This window comes from Sphingomonas sp. GM_Shp_2, assembly GCF_026540875.1.
Classification (GTDB): domain Bacteria; phylum Pseudomonadota; class Alphaproteobacteria; order Sphingomonadales; family Sphingomonadaceae; genus Sphingomonas; species Sphingomonas carotinifaciens.
Genome location: NZ_JALNUQ010000049.1, coordinates 1 through 20,797 on the forward strand (window position 1 = coordinate 1; position 20,797 = coordinate 20,797).

General features: G+C 68.0%; 18 protein-coding genes. 13 read left to right on the top strand and 5 right to left on the bottom strand.

Translation table 11 applies throughout. The features are described 5' to 3' along the window. Positions 1-248: 248 nt before the first annotated feature. The 11 genes from OXR08_RS15010 (at position 249) to OXR08_RS15060 (ending at position 14,057) form a co-directional block, all read left to right on the top strand. Positions 249-1,775: an acyl-CoA carboxylase subunit beta gene (locus OXR08_RS15010; RefSeq protein ID WP_267351100.1), complete on the top strand. Its 1,527-nt coding sequence runs from the start codon at positions 249-251 to the stop codon at positions 1,773-1,775. Then, positions 1,772-2,578, top strand: a complete 807-nt coding sequence (locus OXR08_RS15015; RefSeq protein WP_267351103.1) for a hypothetical protein — start codon at positions 1,772-1,774, stop codon at positions 2,576-2,578. Before OXR08_RS15010 ends, OXR08_RS15015 begins: the two co-directional genes overlap by 4 nt. Before the next feature lie 10 nt (positions 2,579-2,588). Continuing rightward, the gene (gene mce / locus OXR08_RS15020) at positions 2,589-2,999 is read left to right on the top strand and encodes a methylmalonyl-CoA epimerase (protein ID WP_112381781.1); all 411 of its coding nucleotides are present in this window, start codon (positions 2,589-2,591) and stop codon (positions 2,997-2,999) included. Further along, positions 2,996-3,778 carry an enoyl-CoA hydratase-related protein gene (locus OXR08_RS15025; RefSeq protein ID WP_267351106.1) on the top strand — a complete coding sequence of 261 codons (783 nt, stop codon included), beginning with the start codon at positions 2,996-2,998 and terminating at the stop codon, positions 3,776-3,778. Before mce ends, OXR08_RS15025 begins: the two co-directional genes overlap by 4 nt. 106 nt (positions 3,779-3,884) lie before the next feature. Then, entirely contained in the window at positions 3,885-6,038 is a 2,154-nt protein-coding gene (gene scpA / locus OXR08_RS15030; protein WP_267351108.1) for a methylmalonyl-CoA mutase, read from the top strand. Beyond that, on the top strand, positions 6,035-7,066 hold the full coding sequence (bioB, locus tag OXR08_RS15035) for a biotin synthase BioB (RefSeq protein ID WP_267351110.1): 1,032 nt from the start codon (positions 6,035-6,037) through the stop codon (positions 7,064-7,066). The genes scpA and bioB overlap by 4 nt, the downstream gene beginning before the upstream one ends. A 114-nt stretch (positions 7,067-7,180) precedes the next feature. Then, positions 7,181-9,172 (top strand): acetyl/propionyl/methylcrotonyl-CoA carboxylase subunit alpha, encoded by a 1,992-nt coding sequence (locus tag OXR08_RS15040; protein ID WP_267351112.1) that lies wholly within the window; start codon positions 7,181-7,183, stop codon positions 9,170-9,172. A gap of 80 nt (positions 9,173-9,252) precedes the next feature. Beyond that, positions 9,253-10,731 (top strand): efflux transporter outer membrane subunit, encoded by a 1,479-nt coding sequence (locus OXR08_RS15045; RefSeq protein WP_112381779.1) that lies wholly within the window; start codon positions 9,253-9,255, stop codon positions 10,729-10,731. Then, positions 10,731-12,107, top strand: a complete 1,377-nt coding sequence (locus tag OXR08_RS15050) for an efflux RND transporter periplasmic adaptor subunit (RefSeq protein WP_267351115.1) — start codon at positions 10,731-10,733, stop codon at positions 12,105-12,107. Before OXR08_RS15045 ends, OXR08_RS15050 begins: the two co-directional genes overlap by 1 nt. A gap of 43 nt (positions 12,108-12,150) precedes the next feature. After that, positions 12,151-12,849, top strand: a complete 699-nt coding sequence (locus OXR08_RS15055; RefSeq protein ID WP_149681475.1) for an ABC transporter ATP-binding protein — start codon at positions 12,151-12,153, stop codon at positions 12,847-12,849. Then, entirely contained in the window at positions 12,849-14,057 is a 1,209-nt protein-coding gene (locus OXR08_RS15060) for an ABC transporter permease (RefSeq protein ID WP_112381434.1), read from the top strand. The genes OXR08_RS15055 and OXR08_RS15060 overlap by 1 nt, the downstream gene beginning before the upstream one ends. On the opposite strand, the gene OXR08_RS15065 is transcribed toward OXR08_RS15060, so the two are convergent. From OXR08_RS15065 to OXR08_RS15085, 5 genes are all read right to left on the bottom strand, one after another. Beyond that, positions 14,026-14,649: a nucleotidyltransferase family protein gene (locus OXR08_RS15065; RefSeq protein ID WP_267351117.1), complete on the bottom strand. Its 624-nt coding sequence runs from the start codon at positions 14,647-14,649 to the stop codon at positions 14,026-14,028. The two genes, OXR08_RS15060 and OXR08_RS15065, sit on opposite strands and share 32 nt — an antisense overlap. Continuing rightward, positions 14,636-15,559 carry an XdhC family protein gene (locus OXR08_RS15070; RefSeq protein ID WP_267351118.1) on the bottom strand — a complete coding sequence of 308 codons (924 nt, stop codon included), beginning with the start codon at positions 15,557-15,559 and terminating at the stop codon, positions 14,636-14,638. The genes OXR08_RS15065 and OXR08_RS15070 overlap by 14 nt, the downstream gene beginning before the upstream one ends. Before the next feature lie 92 nt (positions 15,560-15,651). Further along, positions 15,652-17,889 (bottom strand): xanthine dehydrogenase family protein molybdopterin-binding subunit, encoded by a 2,238-nt coding sequence (locus OXR08_RS15075; protein ID WP_267351120.1) that lies wholly within the window; start codon positions 17,887-17,889, stop codon positions 15,652-15,654. Continuing rightward, the gene (locus tag OXR08_RS15080; RefSeq protein WP_267351121.1) at positions 17,886-18,866 is read right to left on the bottom strand and encodes a xanthine dehydrogenase family protein subunit M; all 981 of its coding nucleotides are present in this window, start codon (positions 18,864-18,866) and stop codon (positions 17,886-17,888) included. The genes OXR08_RS15075 and OXR08_RS15080 overlap by 4 nt, the downstream gene beginning before the upstream one ends. Continuing rightward, positions 18,863-19,399, bottom strand: a complete 537-nt coding sequence (locus tag OXR08_RS15085) for a 2Fe-2S iron-sulfur cluster-binding protein (RefSeq protein WP_112381429.1) — start codon at positions 19,397-19,399, stop codon at positions 18,863-18,865. The genes OXR08_RS15080 and OXR08_RS15085 overlap by 4 nt, the downstream gene beginning before the upstream one ends. A gap of 115 nt (positions 19,400-19,514) precedes the next feature. Between OXR08_RS15085 and OXR08_RS15090 the strand changes: the two genes are divergently transcribed. Both OXR08_RS15090 and OXR08_RS15095 read left to right on the top strand, forming a co-directional pair. After that, positions 19,515-20,516: a glycerophosphodiester phosphodiesterase gene (locus tag OXR08_RS15090; protein WP_267351122.1), complete on the top strand. Its 1,002-nt coding sequence runs from the start codon at positions 19,515-19,517 to the stop codon at positions 20,514-20,516. Next, a complete protein-coding gene (locus tag OXR08_RS15095) occupies positions 20,517-20,795 on the top strand; it encodes a hypothetical protein (protein ID WP_112381428.1) in 279 nt (92 codons plus the stop codon). The last annotated feature ends 2 nt before the right edge of the window (positions 20,796-20,797 follow it).

The following is a 20,797-nucleotide window of genomic DNA, read 5'->3' on the forward strand; positions in this document are numbered from 1 at the left end:
GCTTCGACGCGGCCGCGGTCGACATCGCTGGGCGGCGGATATTTCTGCGCATCGGCCCCGCGGGCGCCGAGCACCATGCCGGCGGCGGCACCGCCCAGTTTCAGCATCAGGCGGCGATCGATCGAATCGGGCATAAACGGCGCTCCTGGCGATGGTCGCGGGGGGAACGCATGAAAGCCACTGAAGACGCAGGCATTTGCATTTGGCATCCGAGGCAGGGCAGAGAGGCTGACAAACAAGGAGAGGCCATGTCGTCGACGATCGCCGAATTGGAACGCCGCCGCGCCGCCGCCCGCATGGGTGGGGGGCAGAAGCGGATCGATGCGCAACATGCCAAGGGCAAGCTGACCGCGCGCGAGCGGCTGGACGTGCTGCTGGACGAGGGCAGTTTCGAGGAACTCGACATGTTCGTCGAGCATAACTGCACCGATTTCGGCATGACCGAGCAGGTGGTGCCGGGTGACGGCGTGATCACCGGATCGGGGACGATCAACGGCCGGCTGGTGTTCGTATTCTCCCAGGATTTCACCGTGTTCGGCGGGTCGCTGTCGGAGCGGCACGCGCAAAAGATCTGCAAGATCATGGACATGGCGATGAAGGTCGGTGCGCCTGTGATCGGCCTGAACGATTCGGGCGGCGCGCGCATCCAGGAAGGCGTGGCGAGCCTGGGCGGCTATGCCGAGGTGTTCCAGCGCAACGTGCTGGCATCGGGCGTGGTGCCGCAGCTGTCGCTGATCATGGGGCCGTGTGCAGGCGGCGCGGTGTACTCACCGGCGATGACCGACTTCATCTTCATGGTGAAGGATTCGAGCTACATGTTCGTCACCGGGCCGGACGTCGTGAAGACGGTGACGAACGAGGTGGTGACCCAGGAGGAACTGGGCGGCGCGGTGACGCACACCACGCGCACCTCGGTGGCGGACGTGGCGTTCGAGAATGATGTCGAGGCGCTGCTGGCGGCGCGCGACTTTTTCGACTTCCTGCCGCTGACCAACCGCACGGGGGTGCCCGAGCGGCCGACCTCCGATCCGTGGGACCGGGTGGAGGACAGCCTGGACACGCTGGTCCCGGCCTCTGCCAACCAGCCCTATGACATGCACGAATTGCTGTCCAAGGTGGTGGACGAGGGCGATTTCTTCGAGATCCAGCCCGCGCATGGCGGCAACATCATCTGCGGCTTCGGCCGGATCGAGGGGCGCACGGTCGGCTTCGTCGCGAACCAGCCGATGGTGCTGGCGGGCGTGCTGGACATCAATGCCAGTCGCAAGGCGGCGCGCTTCGTGCGCTTCTGCGACGCGTTCGAGATCCCGATCGTGACGTTCGTCGACGTGCCCGGCTTCCTGCCCGGCACCGCGCAGGAGCATAACGGCATCATCAAGCACGGCGCCAAGCTGCTCTTCGCCTATGGCGAGGCGACGGTGCCCAAGATCACGGTCATCACGCGCAAGGCTTACGGCGGCGCCTATGACGTGATGGCGTCGAAGCATCTGCGCGGCGACCTGAACTATGCGTGGCCGACCGCCGAGATCGCGGTGATGGGCGCCAAGGGCGCGGTGGAGATCATCTTCCGCGGGCGCACGCCCGAGGAGATCGCCGAGCGCACCGCGGAATATGAGGCGCGCTTCGCCAATCCGTTCGTCGCGGCCAGCAAGGGCTTCGTCGACGAGGTGATCCAGCCGCATTCCACCCGCCGCCGCATCGCGCTGGGCCTGCGCAAGTTGCGCAACAAGAGCCTCGCCAATCCCTGGAAGAAGCACGATAACATTCCGCTATGAGCGGAGGTAAGCGAGCCAGGGCGAAGGGTGGCGGGCGCAGGCTGCCGTGGCTGACGCTGCTGTTGCTGGCGGCGGTGGTCGTGCTGGCGGTGCTGTGGTGGCGCGAGCGGGCGGCGAACGAGGCGCCGCGCCCCGCCGCGACGCCGGCCGCCACCGCAGACGTGCCGCCCGCGACGCCCAATGTCGCGGGGCTGCTGCCCGACGAGCGGCTGGCGGCGGCGGTGAAGGCCGCGTTCCCGGCGGGCAACACGGCAGAAAGCGAGTCGGGCGAGCATTATGTGTTCGACGAACACCGGCTGGTCGATACGCCGTTCGGCCCGGTGCTGGTCAGCGAGGGGCAGGTGGCCGAGCCCGCGCATGTTTCCGCCGGGCGGCTGGACATCACCTATCTGAAGCCGGACGGCGAACGCTATGCGGTCGATCGGCGCTTTCCCGAAGCGGTGCTGGCCGGCAGCATGGGGCGGATGAGCGATTGGAGCGTGTCGAACAAGTTCGGCCGCCTGCCGGTGGTCCAGGCGCAGGGCGGCGGGACGTGGCAGGGCTATACCTGCGGGCGCACCACGCTGGTCGAGCTGCAGCCGACCGGGCCGGTGAAGCTGGCCGACTTCCTGGACAGCTATGATGATGGCGGGGCGGCGGTCGGGCGGCCGCAATCGAGCCAGGGGAAGATCGTGAAGATCGTGCCCGATCAATCCTTTACGGTTCGTTTTACCGGCACGCGGGCGTTTGAGGCGCGGTATGTGCGGGTGGGGAATGCGTATCGGGTAGAGGGCGGCGAGGCGAACATGCTGCAAGGCTGTTGAGGAGATGAAGATGGCGTTGGGGCGGTTGAATCATGTGGGGGTTGCGACGCCGTCGATCGCGGCGTCGATCGAGATGTGGCGGGACCTGTTGGGGGCCGAGGCGATCGGGGAGCCGTTCGACCTGCCGGCGCAAGGGGTGAAGGTGTGTTTCATCGACGCGCCCAACACGCAGATCGAATTGATCGAACCCTATGACGAAGCCTCGCCGATCGCAGGCTTTTTGAAGAAGAACCCGGCAGGCGGGCAGCATCATGTCTGCTTCGAGGTGCCCGACATCCATGCCGCGGTCGCGGCGATGAAGGCAAAGGGCGCGACCGTGCTGGGCGAGCCGCGCATCGGCGCGCACGGCACGCCGATCGTGTTCGTCCATCCGCGCGATACCGGCGGCATGCTGGTCGAACTGATGGAAAGCCACGCATGAGCGCGCCCATGATCCTGAGCGAGCGGCGCGGCGACGTGCTGGTGCTGACGCTCAATCGTCCCGATCGGCTGAATGCGGCACCGCCCGAGATGTTCGAGGCGCTGACCGGTGCGCTTCGCGATCTGGAGGGCGCGCGCGCGGTGTTGCTGGCGGGGGCGGGGCGCGGCTTCTGTTCGGGGGCGGACGTGGCCGCGGTGGCGTTGCGCGAGGGCGATCCGGGCGAGGCGACCGAGGCGGCGCTGACCCGCAGCTACAATCCGGCGCTGCTGGCGATCGCGGACCTGGGCGTGCCGGTGGTCAGCGCGGTCCGGGGCCCCGCGGCCGGCATCGGATGCAGCCTGGCGCTGGCCGCCGATTTCTGCGTGGCGAGCGACAGCGCCTATTTCCTGCACGCCTTCGTCAATATCGGGCTGGTCCCCGATGGCGGCGCGTCGTGGATGTTGCCGCGGCTGATCGGCCGGGCGCGCGCCGCGGAGATGATGATGCTGGGCGAGCGGGTGCCGGCTGCCCGCGCGCTGGAATGGGACATGATCCACCGCGTGGTCTCCGACGATGCGCTGGATGCCGAGGCGCTGGCGCTGGCCGGGCGGCTGGCGGCGGGGCCGACGGTGGCGCTGGGCCTGATGCGACGCGCGCTGCACGACGGGTTTTCAAGCGACTATGCCGCGGCGATGACCCGCGAGGCGGCCGACCAGCGCTTGGCACGCGGCAGTGCGGACGCGACCGAAGGGGGCATGGCGTTCCTGAACAAACGGGCGCCGGCGTTCCGCGGGGCGTAATCCCGGCCCGGCTTGCCTCGGCACGATTGTTCCGGTTTAAGGAAACAAAATAAGCATGGACGATGCGGCAATCCGCCGCGGCCGGGACATTGGAGCAGGAGGCGTAATGGCCGACAAGCCGACGCTGGACGATTGGGCCGCCGCCGCGGCGAAAGAGGTCAAGGGCGCCGATCTCACCTGGCACACGCCGGAGGGGATCGCGGTCAAGCCGCTCTACACGCCCGAGGATGTGACCGCCGACCCCGGCCTGCCCGGTTTCGCGCCGTTCACCCGCGGGGTGCGCGCCAGCATGTATGCCGGGCGGCCGTGGACGATCCGCCAATATGCCGGCTTCTCCACCGCGGAGGCCTCCAACGCCTTTTACCGCCGCAACCTGGCGGCGGGGCAGAAGGGGCTGTCGGTCGCCTTCGACCTGGCCACGCATCGCGGCTATGATTCGGATCATCCGCGCGTCGTCGGCGATGTCGGCAAGGCGGGTGTGGCGATCGATTCGGTCGAGGACATGAAGATCCTGTTCGACGGCATTCCGCTCGACCAGATGTCGGTATCGATGACGATGAACGGCGCGGTGATCCCGATCCTCGCCTTCTTCATCGTCGCGGGCGAGGAGCAGGGCGTGCCCCGCGCCAAGCTGGAAGGGACCATCCAGAACGACATCCTGAAGGAGTTCATGGTCCGCAACACCTATATCTATCCGCCGGCGCCCAGCATGCGGATCGTGTCGGACATCATCGCCTATACCTCGGCCGAGATGCCGAAGTTCAATTCCATCTCGATCTCCGGCTATCACATGCAGGAGGCCGGGGCGACGCAGGTGCAGGAACTGGCCTTCACCATTGCCGACGGTCGCGAATATGTGCGCGCGGCGATGGCGGCGGGGCTGGATATCGACAAGTTCGCCGGGCGCCTGTCCTTCTTCTTCGCGATCGGCATGAACTTCTTCATGGAGGTCGCCAAGCTGCGCGCCGCGCGCACGCTGTGGCACCGGGTGATGACCGAGCTGGGGGCAAAGGACGAGCGCTCCAAGATGCTGCGCACGCATTGCCAGACCAGCGGGGTCAGCCTGCAGGAGCAGGACCCGTACACCAACGTCATCCGCACCACGATCGAAGCGATGGCGGCGGCGTTCGGCGGCACCCAGTCGCTGCATACCAACGCGCTGGACGAGGCGATCGCGCTGCCCACCGACTTTTCCGCGCGGATCGCACGCAACACGCAACTGGTGTTGCAGGAAGAGGCGGGGATCACCCATGTCGTCGATCCGCTGGGCGGCAGCTATTATGTCGAGGCGCTGACCCAGGACCTGGTGACGCGCGCGACCGAATTGCTCGACCGCGTGGAGGCGGAGGGCGGCATGGCCCGCGCGGTGGACGCCGGCTGGCCCAAGGCGATGATCGAGGAAGCCGCCGCCGCGCGCGCCGCACGTGCGGACCGCGGCGAGGACGTGATCGTCGGGGTGAACAAATACCGGTCGAGCGAGGAGTCGCCGATCGATATCCTGGACGTCGACAATCATGCGGTGCGCGAGGCGCAGGTCGCGCGGCTGGCGCAGTTGCGCGAAACGCGGGACGAGGCGGCGTGCCGGGCGGCGCTGGCGGCGTTGCGGGATGCGGCGCGCGAAGCCTCCGGCCGGTACGAGCATAATCTGCTGGCTTTCGCGGTCGAATGCGCGCGCCACCGCGCGACGCTGGGCGAGATTTCGGCGGCGATGGAAGACGCCTTTGGTCGCTATGGGACGCAGCCGGTGCCGGTGAAGGGCATCTATGGCGGCGCTTACGGCGAGGACGTGCGCTGGGTGCGGTTGCAGGAGGGCGTGTCCGCGACCGAGCGGCGGCTGGGGCGCCGCCCCCGGATGCTGGTCGCCAAGATGGGGCAGGACGGGCATGATCGCGGCGCCAATCTGGTGTCGTCGATGTTCGGCGACCTGGGGTTCGAAGTCGTGTCCGGGCCGCTGTTCCAGACGCCGGACGAGGCCGCGGTGCTGGCGATCGAGAAGGATGTCGACGTGGTCGGTGCCTCCAGCCTGGCGGCGGGGCACAAGACGCTGATCCCCGAGTTGATCGGCCATCTGCGGGAGGCCGGCCGCCCCGATATCAAGGTGATCGCGGGCGGGGTGATCCCGGCGCAGGATTACCAGGCGCTGCGCGATGCCGGGGTGCAGGCGATCTTCGGCCCGGGCACCAACCTTGTGAAAGCGGCCGAAGAAGTGTTGAGGCTGCTGGGACATAACATGCCACCCGAACAGGACGCTGCCGAATGATTGCCGATACGCTCGAACGCCCCGCCGCCCCGGCGACGGCCTTGCGCACAGACTGGACCCGCGCGGAGATCGCAGGCCTGTTCGACCTGCCGTTCACCGAACTCGTCTTCCGCGCCGCCGAGGTGCATCGCCGCCATCATGCCGCGGACGAGGTGCAGCTTTGCACCCTGTTGTCGATCAAGACCGGCGGTTGCCCGGAGGATTGCGGATATTGTTCGCAGTCGGCATCGGCCGAGAGCGACGTGAAGGCCGAGAAGCTGATGGACGTGAACGCCGTCCTGACCGCGGCGGCCGAGGCCAAGGCGGCGGGTTCGCAGCGCTTCTGCATGGGCGCGGCGTGGCGAAGCCCCAAGGATCGCGACATGGACAAGGTCGTCGCCATGGTCGAGGGCGTGAAGGCGATGGGGCTGGAGACCTGCATGACGCTGGGCATGCTGGATGCACCCCAGGCGCAGCGGCTGAAGGCGGCGGGCCTCGACTATTACAACCATAACATCGACACCTCTCCGGAGAATTACGCGAACGTCATCACCACGCGCTGCTTCGAGGACCGGTTGCAGACGCTGGACCATGTCCGCGAGGCGGGGATTTCGGTGTGCTGCGGCGGCATCGTCGGCATGGGCGAGAGCCGCAGCGACCGGGTCGGCTTCGTCCATGCGCTCGCCACCCTGCCGCGCCATCCGGAAAGCGTGCCGGTGAACGCGCTGGTGCCGGTGAAGGGCACCGTGCTGGGCGACATGCTGGCCGATACGCCGCTGGCCAAGATCGACGATATCGAATTCGTCCGCACCGTGGCCGTGGCGCGGATCACCATGCCGCTGAGCATGGTACGGTTGTCCGCCGGGCGCGAGAGCATGTCGGAGGCGACGCAAGCCTTGTGCTTCATGGCGGGTGCCAATTCGATCTTCACCGGCGACAAGCTGCTGACCGCGGGCAATGCCGGCGACAGCGCGGACGCGGCGCTGTTCGCCAAGCTGGGCCTGTCGCCGATGGCGGGCGAGGAGCCGATGCGCGTCGCGGCGGAATGACGGACGCCCCTTCCCTTGCGGGAGGGGCAGGGGAGGACAGCGCCTCCCCCCATGACAACGACGCTCACGGGCAGGCACGCAGGTGTCGCCCGTGAAGCGGGAGGGGAGCCAAGCATGTTCAAGAAGATCCTGATCGCCAATCGCGGCGAGATCGCGTGCCGCGTCATCCGCACCGCCCGCGCGATGGGCATCGCGACGGTGGCGGTCTATTCGGATGCCGATGCACGCAGCCCGCATGTGATGCTGGCCGACGAGAGCGTGCGGCTGGGGCCGGCACCGGCGGCGGAAAGCTATCTGAAGGCGGAGCTGATCCTGCTGGCGGCCCGGGAAACGGGGGCGGATGCGATCCATCCCGGCTATGGCTTCCTGTCGGAGCGGGAAAGCTTTGCGCGGGCCTGTGCCGAGGCGGGGATCGCGTTCATCGGCCCGCCGCCGAACGCGATCGCGGCGATGGGCGACAAGATCGAATCGAAGAAGCTGGCCAAGGACGCCGGCGTCAACGTCGTTCCGGGCTTCCTGGGCGAGATCGCGGATACCGAACATGCGGTGCGCATCGCCGGCGAGATCGGCTATCCGGTGATGATGAAGGCCTCGGCCGGCGGCGGCGGCAAGGGGATGCGGCTCGCCTGGAGCGAGGCGGATGTGCGCGAAGGCTTCGAGGCGACCAAGCGCGAGGGGCTGGCCAGTTTCGGCGACGACCGCGTGTTCATCGAGAAGTTCATCCAGGACCCGCGCCATATCGAGATACAGGTGCTGGGCGACCAGCATGGCAAGGTCCTGTATCTGGGCGAGCGCGAATGTTCGGTGCAGCGCCGCCACCAGAAGGTGGTCGAGGAAGCGCCGTCACCCTTTGTCACGCCCGCGATGCGCCGGGCGATGGGCGAGCAGGCGGTCGCGCTGGCACGCGCGGTGGGCTATTATTCGGCGGGTACGGTGGAGCTGATCGTGTCGGGCGCGGACCCGACGGGCGAAAGCTTCTACTTCCTGGAGATGAACACCCGGCTTCAGGTCGAGCATCCGGTGACCGAGGAGATCACCGGGCTGGATCTGGTCGAGCAGATGATCCGGGTGGCGGCGGGCGAGCCGCTGTCGTTCGAACAGGACGATGTGCGGCTGAACGGCTGGTCGGTGGAAACGCGCGTCTATGCCGAGGACCCGTATCGCGGCTTCCTGCCGAGCATCGGCCGGCTGGTACGCTATCAGGCACCCGAGCCGGTGGCGGACGAGGCGGGCCGGGTCCGCGTCGATGACGGCGTGGCCGAGGGCGGCGAGGTCAGCATGTTCTACGACCCGATGATTGCCAAGCTGGTGACCTGGGCGCCGACGCGCGAGGGCGCGATCGATGCGCAGGTGGCGGCACTCGACGGGTTCCGGATCGAGGGGCCGGGCACGAACCTCGATTTCCTGTCCGCGCTGATGCAGCATCCGCGCTTCCGCGACGGCGCGCTGACCACCGGCTTCATCGCCGAGGAATATCCCGAGGGCTTTCACGGCGCACCGGCCGAACCCGGACTGCTCCGCATCCTGGCCGCGGTCGCCGCATTCGTCGCGACGGCGGAGGCGGACCGGGCGCGGCGGATCGACGGGCAACTCGGCCGCCGCCTGCCGCCGCCGGGCGAATGGCAGGTGCGGATCGGGGGCGAGGATCGCCACGTCGTGGTCGATACCGACGCGGTGACGGTGGACGGCGTGGGCGTCGAGCTGGAGATGGAATATACGCCCGGCGACCGGATCGTCACGGTGGAGGCGCCCGAGGCGCTGACCATCCGGCTTGCCCGGACGCGCGGCGGCTGGCGTTTGTCGACGCGCGGGGCGGCACATGACGTGCGCGTCGTGCCGGGGCATGCGGGGGCGCTGACGCGGCACATGATCGAGAAGGTGGCGCCGGATCTGTCGCGCTTCCTGATCGCGCCGATGCCGGGGCTGCTCGTGCGCCTCGACGTGGGCGAGGGCGACCGGGTCGAGGCGGGGCAGGCGCTGGCGGTGGTCGAGGCGATGAAGATGGAGAATATCCTGCGCGCGGCCAAGAGCGGGACGGTGAAGGCGGTCAGCGCACGGACGGGCGACAGCCTGGCGGTGGATGCGGTGATTCTGGAGCTTGAATAGTCGCGCATGTCGGGCGTGACACAGGTTGCGACATAATAATGCTGGACGTCGGGCGGGGCGATGCCGCATCCCTCCGCCCCATGTTCCGCGCTCGCGCCCTGTTCCTCGCGCCCCTGGCGCTTGCCGGCTGCACCGTCGGCCCCGACTATCGGCCCGCGGCGCCCGCCGAACTGGGCGTGCCGGACGGATGGTCGGTGCCCGCCACCCAGGCCGAGGTTGCGGACCTGACCCGCTGGTGGCGGCGGTTCGACGATCCGTTGCTGGGCGAACTGGTCGAGCAGGCCGCCGCCGCCAACACCGATGTCGCACAGGCGGTGGCCCGGCTGCGGCAGGCGCGCGAAAGCCTGGTGCAGAGCCGGGCCTCGCTGCTGCCGACCCTTTCCGGGTCGACCGGATACCAGCGCAACGAGAATGTGGTGGGCGGCGGGCGTTCGTTCACGCTGCCCGACGGCACCGTGGTCGATACCGGCGGCGGCGGTCGCAACGCCTATACGGTGGGCCTGTCGGCGCGCTACCAGCTCGGCCTGTTCGGCGAGGTGCGCCGCACCGTGGAGGCGACGCGCGCGCAATATGAGGCGTCGGGCTTCGACTATGCCGCGACGCTGCTGACCGTCGAGAGCGAGACGGCGCGCAACTATGTGCTGGCGCGGCTGTATCAGGCGCAACTGGCCAATGCGCGCGCCAGCCTGGCGCTCCAGGACGACAATCTGGAGATTGCCGGTTTCCGCGTACAGGCGGGCCTCGTCTCGTCGCTGGACAACGAACAGGCGCGGGGACAGCGGGCGCAGACCGCCGCGACGATCCCGGCGCTGGCGCAGCAATATAATGCGGCGGTGTCGCGGCTGGGCGTGCTGACCGGGCAGGCGCCCGGTGCGGTGAAGGGGCGGATGGAGGCGGTGCGCCCGATCCCGGGGGGCCCTGCGGCGATCGGCGTCGGCCTGCCCGCCGACCTGTTGCGCCGGCGACCCGATGTGCGCGCCGCCGAGCGCAATCTGGCGGCGGCCACCGCGCAGATCGGCGTGGACAAGGCCGCGCTCTATCCGGCGCTGGCGATCAGCGGCAACCTCAACACCAACGCGACCAGCATCGGTTCGATCGGCGAGGCGATCACCGGCAGCCTGTTCGCCGGCCTGACCCAGGCGATATTCAACGGCGGCCAGTTGCGCAGCCGGGTGCGGTCGAGCGAGGCGGCGGCGGATGCCGCGCTGGCCGCCTATCGCGGCACCGTGCTGAACGCGCTGGAGGATGTCGAGGTGGCCGTGGTCGCGCTCAACACCGCGCGCGAGCGCGAGCGCGAGTTTGCGGTGGCGCTGGATGCGGCCAACAACGCCGCGATCCTCAGCCGCAGCCAGTATCGTTCCGGCCTGACCGATTTCACCACCTTGTCGCAGCAGGAGGCCGCGTTGTTCAACGCGCGCAATAGCGAGGCGAGCGCGCGCAGCGACGCCGCCACCGCGCTGGTCACCCTGTTCGCGGCGCTGGGCGGCGGCTGGGATGCCGATGTGACGCCCGAGGCGCCGCGCGCCGGCACCACCCTTTCCACCACCGGGAATCCCTGATGGCCGACGAAGCGCTCGACAATTTTCTGGGGATGAAGCCGCAGCCGCGCTGGCGGCGATGGGTGAGCTGGGGTGCGGTGGCGGTCGGCGTCGTGCTGCTGTTGCTGCTGCTCAAGAACTGCCTGGGCGGATCCGATGCGCCGCAATATGCGACCGCGCCGGTCAGCCGCGGCAACCTGACGGTGACCGTCTCGGCCACGGGCAAGCTGGCGCCGACCAACCAGGTGACGGTGGGCTCGCAGCTGTCGGGTCTGGTCACCCGCGTCGTGGTGGACGTGAACGATCGCGTGACCGCAGGACAGGCGCTGGCGCTGATCGATCCCGAACAGATCGACGATCAGATCCGCGCCGGCCGGGCGACGCTGAACGCCAATCAGGCGCAGGTGGCGCAGGCGCGTGCCACCCTGTCCGAATCGCAGGCGCAGCTTGCCCGGTTGGAGGAAGTGTACCGGCTGTCCAAGGGCCGCGTGCCATCCGGCACCGAGCTTCAGGCCGGGCGTGCGGATGCGCAGCGTGCGGCGGCGGCCCTGCGCGTGGCGGAGGCCAATGTGGCCGCGGCGCGCGCGCAACTGGCGCAGTCGCAGACGCAGCGGGCGCGGGCGATCATCCGCTCGCCGGTATCGGGCGTGGTGCTGGCGCGGCAGGTCGATCCCGGCCAGACGGTGGCGGCCTCGTTCAACACGCCGACGCTGTTCGTGATCGCCGAGGACCTGACCCAGATGAAGCTGGAGGTCGCGATCGACGAAGCGGATGTCGGCGCGGTGCAGGTGGGGCAGAAGGCGAACTTCACCGTGGACGCGTTTCCCGGCCGTACCTTCCCGGCGAAGATCACGCGCGTCGACCTGGGATCGAACCTGACGGTCAGCGCGGCCACGGCCTCTTCCTCGACCACCACGACGACGGCGACCAATCAGGTGGTCAGCTATGCCGCGGACCTGACGGTTGCCAACCCGACGCTGCAACTGCGCCCCGGCATGACCGCAACCGCGGATATCGTCACCTCGGACAAGCAAAACGCGCTGCTCGTCCCCAATGCTGCCTTGCGCTTCAAGCCGACGACGGGGGCCGGGGGCGATCAGGGCGGCGGCATCGCGGGCTCGCTGACCTTCCGCCCGCGCCGCGACCGGCCGGCACGTACCGCGACGCTGGGCCGTGGTGCGACGCAGACCGTGTATGTGCGCGGCGGCGACGGTCAGCCGCAGCCGGTGCAGATCGTAACCGGCGACACCAACGGCAGCATGACCGAGGTAACCGGCGGCGACCTGAAGCCCGGCATGCAGGTCATCACCGGGCAATTGACGGGCGGCGGCGACACGGCGGGCGGCCAGCGTCGCGGCGGCGGCCAGCGGCGGCAGGGAGGGGGCGGTGGCCAGTAATCCACCGCTCATCTCGCTGCGCGGCGTCACCAAGACCTATGGCATGGGCGCGACGCAGTTCCAGGCGCTGAAGGGTGTCGACCTCGACATCGCGGCGGGCGACTTCGTTGCGGTGATGGGGCCGTCGGGATCGGGCAAATCGACCACGATGAACATCTTGGGATGCCTGGATGTGCCCAGCGGCGGCACGTTCCTGTTCCGCGGCCATCACGTCGAGACGCTGGACCGCGACCAGCGCGCACTGCTCCGCCGGCAATATCTTGGCTTTGTGTTCCAGGGGTTCAACCTGCTCAGCCGCACCTCGGCACTGGAGAATGTCGAACTGCCGCTGCTCTACCGCGGCGAGGATCGCAAGACGCGGCGCGACATGGGCATGGCCGCGCTCGACAAGGTCGGGCTGGCGGACTGGTGGGACCATACGCCCGCCGAACTGTCGGGCGGGCAACAGCAGCGCGTGGCGATCGCGCGGGCGATTGTGACCAGTCCGGACGTGCTGCTGGCCGACGAGCCGACGGGCAATCTCGATTCGGAACGCTCGGTGGAGATCATGCAACTGCTCACCGGGCTCAACCGCGACAGCGGGATCACCGTGCTGATGGTGACGCACGAGCCCGACATGGCCGCGTTCGCGCGCACCGTGGTGCATTTCAAGGACGGGCTGGTTGAGCGCATCGAGGCGCAGCATGCGCAAGGGACGATGCCAGAGGACATGCCCCCCCGCCTGCCGGAGGAACGCGCCTGATGTTCGGCACCACGCTTACCCTCGCGATCCGGTCGATCCGGCGGCACCTGTTGCGCTCGTTCCTGACGATCCTGGGCATCGTCATCGGCGTCGGCGCGGTGGTGACCATGGTCACGCTGGGCAAGGCGACGACCTCGGCCGTGCAGCAGCAGATCTCGGCACTGGGCACCAACATCCTGCAACTGCGTCCCGGCCAGGGCTTCGGCCGGGGCGGCGGCGGTCCGCGCCCGCCCGACTTCAAGCCCGAGGACGTGGAGGCGATCAAGAACCAGATCGCCGGCGTCACCGGGGTCGCGCCGCAGGCGTCGTCGGCGGTGACCGCGATCTACGAGGGTGCGAACTGGTCGACCACGGTGCGCGGCACCACCAGCGACGTGTTCAAGGTGCAGCCCTGGCCGCTGGTATCCGGGCGCTACTGGACACCGGCGGAGGAGGAAGCGGGCAAGGCGGTGTGCATCATCGGCAATACCGTGCGCACCAACCTGTTTCGCGGCGGCGAGGCGGTGGGCCAGCGCTTCCGGGTCGGCAACATCAGCTGCGACGTGATCGGCGTGCTGTCGACGCGCGGGCAGGCGGGCTTTGGCGGCGACCAGGACGACACCGTCATCATGCCGATCAAGGCGGTGCAACGCCGCTTCACCGGCAACCGCGACATCCAGTTGATGCTGATCGGGGTCGACCAGGCCTATTCCACCGCGGCGGTGCAGGCATCGCTCACCGATCTGCTGCGCGAGCGGCGCAACATCACGGGCGGCAAGGAAGATGACTTCAACATCTTCGATACGAAGCAGATTTCCGACACCCTGACGGGGACGACGACGCTGTTGACGCGGATTGTGGCGGCGGTGGCGGCGATCAGTCTGGTGGTGGGGGGGATCGGCATCATGAACATCATGCTGGTGTCGGTGACGGAGCGGACGCGCGAGATCGGTATCCGGCTGGCGATCGGGGCGGTGGCGCGCGAGGTGTTGATGCAGTTTCTGGTCGAGGCGGTGGCGCTGTCATGCCTGGGCGGGATCGTCGGGCTGGTGCTGGCGCAGCTCATCATCCTGGCGCTGGCGCCGCTGATGCAGGTGCCGTGGACGTTCGATCCGCAGATCAACATGATCGCGTTCGCCATTTCGGCGGTGATCGGCGTGGTCTTCGGCTATTTTCCCGCAAGGCGCGCCGCGGCGCTCAATCCGATCGACGCACTGCGCCACGAGTGATCGCGCGTTCGGGCGCGTGGACGAGCTGGCGCAGGCGTTCCAGATCGTCGGGCGTGTCGATGTCGATCAGCTCGGTCGGGGTGGTCACGACATGGCGGCCGGCGGCGACCAGCTGGCGCGCGCCCGCATCCCCCTGCAACTGCATCAGCGTGTCGAACCGGTCGCGGCCGAAGACGCCCGGCGGGGTGGGATGCACGCCATTGCTGGACACCGCCACGGCATCGTCGCCATCGGCGGTGTCGAGCAGGCGGTAGATATGGGTGGCGGTGACGCGCGGCATGTCGGCCAGCGCGATCACCACGGCGCGCGCCTCCAGCGACATGGCACAGGCGACGCCGAGGCGGACCGAATGCGACATGCCGCGCCCGACCGCATCGTTGTGAATCACGCGGTAGCCGCGGCTTGCAAAGTCCAGCCGGCAGCCATCGACCACCGCGACCCGCGCCTTGAACGGAATCGCCTCCAGCGCGGTGGTGACGTGGAAGCCGACCGGCTTGCCCAGAAACTCGGCCTCCAGCTTGTTTTCCGATCCGAAGCGATCCGAGCGGCCGGCGGCCAGAAGGACAAGAACGGTGTCCTCAGCGGCGATCATGAAATGCCCCCACCATGGCGGCGGCGATCGACAGCGCGATCTCGGACGGGCCAATCGCGCCGATATCGATCCCGACGGGGCCGTCGATGCGGTCGATCGCCGCCTCGGTCAGCCCCGCCGCCGCGAGACGTTCGCGCCGGGCGGCATGGCTGCGCCGGCTGCCCAGTGCGCCGACATAGGCGGCGTCGCTGGCAAGCGCGGCGATCAGCGCGGGATCGTCGATCTTGATGTCGTGGCTGAGCGTCACCACCGCCGTGGCGGGGCCGGGGCGCCATGCCGCGATCGCCTCATCGGGCCAGCGATCGTCCAGCGTGACGCCGGGAAAGCGTTCCTCGGTCAGGAAGCGGCCGCGCGGGTCGATCACCACCGTGGCGATGCCCAGCGTCGCAGCCAGCGCGGCGAGGCTCTGCGCGATCTGCACCGCGCCGACGATCAACAGGCGCCGGGGCGGATCGTAGCGGTTGGCGAAGATTTCTCCCGTCTCCACAGGCCGCAGGTCGGAATGGCCGGTGGCGAGGTCGGTGGTGACGGTGAGCGAGCGGCCATCCTCGCGCGCTTCCGCGATCCGGTCGAACAATTCGGGATCGAACCCTTCGGCCGAGACGGGCTGTACCATTACCGCGATCTCGCCGCCGCAGGGCAGGCCCACCTCCCACGCCGCAGCATCGGCGACGCCGTAGCGTTTGACCTGGAAGGGAGAGCCCGCGATCACCTCGGCCGCGGTTTGCAGGATGTCGCTTTCGACGCAGCCACCCGACACCGACCCCTCGAACCGTCCATCGGCGTGAACCAGCATGTGGCTGCCGCGGGGGCGCGGAGCCGATCCCCAGGTGGATACCACCGTGGCGATGGCCAGCTTTTCGCCCTTCCAGGCGCGTGCGGCGGAGAGGACGGAGTCGTTTTCGGCCATCTATCGTTCCTGTCCTCCCCCAGGGCGTTGGGGGAGGGATCGTCCATGTCATACTCCGTCCGTTGATGCCGAGCGAAGCGGGAAGCGTCCGATCAGACGGGCGGCAGTCCGTCGAGCAGCTTGTCGAGCGTGATCGGCAGGTCGCGGACGCGGATGCCGGTCGCGTTGTAGATCGCGTTCACCACTGCCGGGGCGGCACCCGAAATGCCCAGCTCGCCGATGCCCTTGGCATGGATCGGGTTGGCGTGGATGTCGCGTTCGTCGAGGAAATGCACCTCGAGCTGCGGCACGTCGGCATTCACCGGCACATGATATTCGGCAAGATCATGGTTCACCAGCTTGCCGTTGCGCGTGTCATGGATCAACTCCTCGGTCAGGGCAGTCCCGATGCCGAAGGTCATGCCGCCCAGGCACTGCGACCGCGCCGTCTTGGCGTTGAGCACGCGGCCGGCCGCGAACACGCCCAGCATCCGCCTGACCCGGACTTCGCCGGTGACGACGTTGACGCCGACCTCTGCGAAATGCGCGCCGTAGCTGGCCTGTGTGTGCGTCTTTTCCTGCTTGCCGGGCTTGATCTCGCCGGTCGCCTCGATGCCGTCGCCGACCAGATCGGCGATCGCCACCTGCCGGTTGCCGCCGATCGCCTGGCCGTCCTTGAGCGTCAGGTCGGCGGGATCGACCTCCATCGCCTTGGCCAGCTTCTCGCGCAGCAGCTCGCAGGCCAGATAAACCGCCGAACCGGCCGACGCCGCGCCCCAGGAGCCGCCCGAGCCGGCCGCGGGCGGATCGTTGGTGTCGCCCAGCTTCATGGTGATGCGGTCCACCGGGATGCCGAGGATCTCGGAGGCGATCTGCGCCATGATGGTGTAGCTGCCCGTGCCGATATCGGTCATCGCCGACGAAACCGTGGCGCTGCCATCGGGATGGATCTCGGCCTTGGCGGAGGATTGCTGCAACTGGTTGTTACGGGTGGCGGCGGCCATGCCGATGCCGACCAGCCAGTCGCCCTCGCGCCGCGATCCGGGCACGGCATTGCGCTTGTCCCAACCGAACCGGCGTGCACCCTCGTCCATCGACTGGGTCAGCTTGCGCGACGAGAAGGGAACCTGCTTTTCCGGGTCCTGTTCGGGATCGTTGATCCGGCGCAGTTCGATCGGGTCCAGCCCCAACGCCTCGGCCAGCTCGTCCATCGCACATTCGACGCCGACCATGCCGACCGCCTCGCCGGGCGCGCGCATCGAGCCCGAGAGCGTCAGGTTCACATCGACCGTGTCGTGGTTGATGCGGCGATTCTCGCTGGCATAGAGCGAATGGGTGCCGATGCCGACGGGTTCGAAGAAGGATTCGCCCGGCAGGTTGGAGACGAGCGAATCGTGCACCAGCGTGGTCATGCGCCCGTCGCGCCCGGCGGCCAGTTTCACGCGCTGTTCGGTGTTGGACCGGCGCACCGTGGCGTCGAACACCTGCTGGCGCAGCATCACCGCCTTGACCGGGCGGCCGAGCCGCTTGGCCGCGATCGCTGCGGCGACGCTTTCGGGTGCGATGCCCAGCTTCGAGCCGAAGCCACCGCCGATATAGCGCGAGACGATGCGCACCTTGTTCTTCGACACGCCCAGCGCGTCGGCAAGCTGCGACGCGTCCGAGGTCGGCATCTGATACGCGCCGTAAAGCGTCAGCGCGCCTTCTTCCCAGACCGCGATCGAGGCATGGGGCTCCATCGCCGCCGAGTTCTGGCTGGGGGTGATATAGGTCACGTCGACCTTTACCGGGGCTTCGTCGAACGCCTTGTCCGGATCGCCCTGGCTGTAGTGCGGCGGGATCATCGCCTTGGGCGGCTTGTGCGCTTCGTCCCTGTGCGCCTCGAAATTGTAGACGCCGGACTTGTAGTCATATTCGACCGGGATCGACAGCGCGGCCTCCCGTGCGGCTTCAAAGGTTTCGGCCAGGACGATCGCCACGATCTGGCCGAAATAATCGACCTGCTTGACGCCCTGGGTCGGGGCCTTGGTCTCGCCGCCCTGTTGCGAATTGCGCAGAAAGGAGTCGTAGTCGGTGATGACGTCGATGACGCCCGGCATCGCCTTGGCCGCGTCGATGTCGATCGATCGTACCTCGCCGTGGCCGATCTTGGCGGAGACGAGAACACCGTGCACCGCATTCGGAATGTCGTATTCGGCGGCATAGGTGGCGGTGCCGGACACCTTGAACGGTCCATCGACGCGGTCGAGCGGCTTCGAGATGACGCCCTGCACCCCGGTGTCGAGCAGGCTGTCCGGATAAGGCTGATTCATCGTCAGCGACTTGGTGTCGGAATTGCCGAACATGCTCATGCCTCCGTCAGCTCGCGCAGGCTCGCAATCAGTGTGCGGCGTGCGAGCGGAATCTTGAAATCGTTGCTGCCATAGCCCCTGGCATTGGCGAGCAGCGCATCGGCGGCGGCGCCGAACGCGATGTCGTCGGGCGCCTTGCCGACCAAGGCCGCCTCGACCCCGGCATCGCGCCACGGCATCGGCCCCAGCCCACCAAAGGCCAGCGATGCGCTGGCGATGCGGCCGTCGGCCACCTCGACCACGCCCGCGACCGAAACCAGCGCAAAGGCATAGGATGCGCGGTCGCGGACCTTGCGATAAATCTGTTTGCCCTTGGGCGGTGCCGGCAGTTCGACATGGGTGATGAGTTCACCCGCCTCCAGCGCGGTTTCGATATGCGGCGTGTCGCCGGGCAGGCGGTAGAAATCGGCGATCGCGATCCGGCGCCGGTCGCCATCCGCCTTCAGCGTGACGATGGTGGCGTCCAGCACGCGCATCGCCACCGCCATGTCGCTGGGATGGGTTGCGATGCAGTTCTCCGACGTGCCGAGTACCGCCAGGATGCGGTTGAAGCCTTCGCGCGCCGAGCAGCCCGTCCCCGGCTCCCGCTTGTTGCAGGGCATGGCGGTGTCGTAAAAATAATAGCAGCGCGTCCGCTGAAGCAGGTTGCCGCCGGTCGAGGCCTTGTTGCGCAACTGCCCGCTGGCGCCGGCCAGCAGCGCGCGCGACAGCACCGGATAGCGCTCGATCACGCGGGCATCGGCGGCAAGGTCGCTGTTCGGGACCAGCGCGCCGATGGTCAGGCCGCCATCCTCGCGCTCCTCGATCTCGGAGAGCGGCAGACGACTGATATCGACCAGCGTTTGCGGCGTCTCGACCTGAAGCTTCATCAGGTCGAGAAGGTTGGTGCCGCCCGCGATGAACTTCGCGCCGGCGGTGCCGGCTTCGCGTACCGCGACCTCCGCGCTGTCGGCGCGCTCATAGGCGAAGGGCTTCATGCCGCGACCTCCCGGCCGACCTCGGCATTGGGATCGCGGTTGCCCTTGCCGGCGACCTCGCGGATCGCATCGACGATGTTCGGGTAGGCGGCGCAGCGACACAGATTGCCGCTCATCCGTTCGGAAATCTCCTCGTCGCTCAGCTCGACGTCGCTCAGGTCCGCGCTGACATGCGAGGGCCAGCCCTTGCTGGCCTCGTCCAGCATGCCGACCGCCGAGCAGATCTGGCCCGGCGTGCAATAACCGCATTGATAGCCGTCATGGCGCACGAATGCGTCCTGCAGCGGGTGGAGGTCGCCGACCTGACCCAGCCCCTCGATCGTGGTGATCTCGTCATCCTGGTGCATCACCGCCAGCGACAGGCAGGAATTGATCCGCCGGCCGTTCACCAGCATCGTGCAGGCGCCGCACTGACCATGGTCGCATCCCTTTTTCGACCCGGTCAGGCCCAGATGCTCCCGACACAGGTCGAGCAGCGAGGTGCGCACATCGACATCGATGTCATGCGATTGACCATTGATCGTGAAATGCATTGCGGAAAGCTCCCGAGGACCGAGAACAAACGCCATGATCAATGTTGGTTTCCCGTTGCGAACCACTCTCACCACTTTGCTTGCCGCGGCCGGAATGACGGGGCAGGCTGGCGCCATGACGCTGCGATCCGGTCCATTGTCGCCCCCGATCGTGATCGCCCATCGCGGCGCCAGCGGGGAGCGGCCCGAACACACCATCGCCGCCTATGATCTGGCGATCGCGCAGGGCGCCGATGTGATCGAGCCGGATCTCGTGCCGACCAAGGACGGCGTGCTGGTCGCCCGGCATGAGAACGAGATCGGGGGGACGACGGACGTGGCCGAGCATCCCGAATTTGCGGATCGCCGGGCGACCAAGACGATCGACGGCCAGCCGGTGACGGGCTGGTTCACCGAGGATTTCACGCTGGCCGAATTGAAGCGACTGCGCGCGCGCGAACGCCTGCCGCAGATGCGCTCCACCGCGCATGACGGGCAGGAGACGATCCCGACGCTGGACGAGATCATCGCACTGGCCAAGGCGCGCTCGACGCAGACGGGGCGAACCATCGCAATCTATCCGGAGACCAAACATCCGACCTATTTCGCCGGCATCGGCCTGAACACCGATCGTCCCTTGCTGGCGGTGCTGAAGAAGGCGGGCTGGACGACGGCGGCGGCACCGGTCTTCATCCAGTCGTTCGAGGTGGACAATCTGAAATGGCTGCATGCGCGTACCGGCGTGCGGCTGATCCAGTTGGTGGCGGCGGAGGGGGCGCCTGCCGATCATGCCGCGCCGTCCTATGCGGCGATGGTTACGCCGGCCGGACTGCGGGCGGTCGCGCGCTATGCATGGGGGATCGGTCCGGACAAGGCGATGCTGTGTAATGTGGAGGGTGGTGCCACGACGCTGGTGGACGATGCGCATGCGGCGGGCTTGCGCGTTCACCCCTGGACGTTCCGGGCCGAAAATGCGTTTCTGACGCCGCCTTTCCGGCGCGGCACGGCCCCCGCCGGACACGGCGATCTGGGCGGCGAGATCGCATCGGCACTCCGCCTTGGAATCGACGGATTCTTCACGGACTATCCGTTAATCGGTGTTTCCACGCGCGATGCGGTGCGATCCGGAGTTGAGTGAATGCGTAAAGTCGGTCTGTGTCTTGCGTTGATGGTGCCGTTGATGGCGGGGGGGTGCGTGCGGACCGCCGTGGGGGTGGTGAAGGCGCCGTTCCAGGTGGCGGGGCAGGTGGTCGACTGGACGACGACCAGCCAGGACGAGGCCGACCGCAATTACGGGCGCAAGATGCGCAAGAAGGAAGCCCGCGAGGGCCGCGAGCGTCGCGATTACGAGAAAAGGTGCCGCAAGCACCCCGAGGAGTGCCGCGGCTATGACGGCTATCAGGCGGCGAACGACTGACC

Excerpts from the sequence above, each read along its gene's own strand:
- OXR08_RS15010 (WP_267351100.1), top strand. The coding sequence starts at position 249 with ATGTCGTCGACGATCGCCGAATTGGAACGCCGCCGCGCCGCCGCCCGC.
- OXR08_RS15015 (WP_267351103.1), top strand. The coding sequence starts at position 1,772 with ATGAGCGGAGGTAAGCGAGCCAGGGCGAAGGGTGGCGGGCGCAGGCTG.
- mce (WP_112381781.1), top strand. The coding sequence starts at position 2,589 with ATGGCGTTGGGGCGGTTGAATCATGTGGGGGTTGCGACGCCGTCGATC.
- OXR08_RS15025 (WP_267351106.1), top strand. The coding sequence starts at position 2,996 with ATGAGCGCGCCCATGATCCTGAGCGAGCGGCGCGGCGACGTGCTGGTG.
- scpA (WP_267351108.1), top strand. The coding sequence starts at position 3,885 with ATGGCCGACAAGCCGACGCTGGACGATTGGGCCGCCGCCGCGGCGAAA.
- bioB (WP_267351110.1), top strand. The coding sequence starts at position 6,035 with ATGATTGCCGATACGCTCGAACGCCCCGCCGCCCCGGCGACGGCCTTG.
- OXR08_RS15040 (WP_267351112.1), top strand. The coding sequence starts at position 7,181 with ATGTTCAAGAAGATCCTGATCGCCAATCGCGGCGAGATCGCGTGCCGC.
- OXR08_RS15045 (WP_112381779.1), top strand. The coding sequence starts at position 9,253 with ATGTTCCGCGCTCGCGCCCTGTTCCTCGCGCCCCTGGCGCTTGCCGGC.
- OXR08_RS15050 (WP_267351115.1), top strand. The coding sequence starts at position 10,731 with ATGGCCGACGAAGCGCTCGACAATTTTCTGGGGATGAAGCCGCAGCCG.
- OXR08_RS15055 (WP_149681475.1), top strand. The coding sequence starts at position 12,151 with ATGGGCGCGACGCAGTTCCAGGCGCTGAAGGGTGTCGACCTCGACATC.
- OXR08_RS15060 (WP_112381434.1), top strand. The coding sequence starts at position 12,849 with ATGTTCGGCACCACGCTTACCCTCGCGATCCGGTCGATCCGGCGGCAC.
- OXR08_RS15065 (WP_267351117.1), bottom strand. The coding sequence starts at position 14,649 with ATGATCGCCGCTGAGGACACCGTTCTTGTCCTTCTGGCCGCCGGCCGC.
- OXR08_RS15070 (WP_267351118.1), bottom strand. The coding sequence starts at position 15,559 with ATGGCCGAAAACGACTCCGTCCTCTCCGCCGCACGCGCCTGGAAGGGC.
- OXR08_RS15075 (WP_267351120.1), bottom strand. The coding sequence starts at position 17,889 with ATGAGCATGTTCGGCAATTCCGACACCAAGTCGCTGACGATGAATCAG.
- OXR08_RS15080 (WP_267351121.1), bottom strand. The coding sequence starts at position 18,866 with ATGAAGCCCTTCGCCTATGAGCGCGCCGACAGCGCGGAGGTCGCGGTA.
- OXR08_RS15085 (WP_112381429.1), bottom strand. The coding sequence starts at position 19,399 with ATGCATTTCACGATCAATGGTCAATCGCATGACATCGATGTCGATGTG.
- OXR08_RS15090 (WP_267351122.1), top strand. The coding sequence starts at position 19,515 with ATGACGCTGCGATCCGGTCCATTGTCGCCCCCGATCGTGATCGCCCAT.
- OXR08_RS15095 (WP_112381428.1), top strand. The coding sequence starts at position 20,517 with ATGCGTAAAGTCGGTCTGTGTCTTGCGTTGATGGTGCCGTTGATGGCG.